Below are 324 nucleotides of genomic sequence, written 5' to 3'. Positions count from 1 at the left end.
GTTGGTCTTGGCCTTGGCCTCCAGCGGGTCCTCGGTGCGCTCGTCGACGAGGGCGGCGTGGCCCTCAAGGCCGAACGCCGCGTTGTCGTCGTGGGAGACCTTGCCGTCCAGGGCGAGGATCGTGCCGCCGCCGGTCTTCACCAGCGGGTTCACCTCGACGAGGGTGGCGTCCTCCTTCTCGAAGCCCTCCCAGAGCTTCTGGATGACCTCGGCGACGTCGGCGCGCAGCTCCTCGGGGAAGCCCGCCTCGGTGACGATCTCCTGGGCGGTCTCGGCGTCGATGCCGGTCAGCGGGGAGACGGGCACCTTGGCGAGGGCCTCGGG

The 324-nt window shown here is 71.0% G+C and carries 1 protein-coding gene; it reads right to left on the bottom strand.

The window, feature by feature from the left end:
* On the bottom strand, positions 1–324 hold a 324-nt coding region (locus KVS67_RS11740; protein WP_368669064.1), incomplete at both ends, for an ATP-grasp domain-containing protein.

This window comes from Micrococcus sp. GbtcB5, from assembly GCF_019091605.1.
Classification (GTDB): Bacteria; Actinomycetota; Actinomycetes; order Actinomycetales; family Micrococcaceae; genus Micrococcus; species Micrococcus luteus.
The sequence above is the reverse complement of the archived record's forward strand: the minus strand, read 5'-3'. Positions and strand labels throughout refer to the sequence as shown.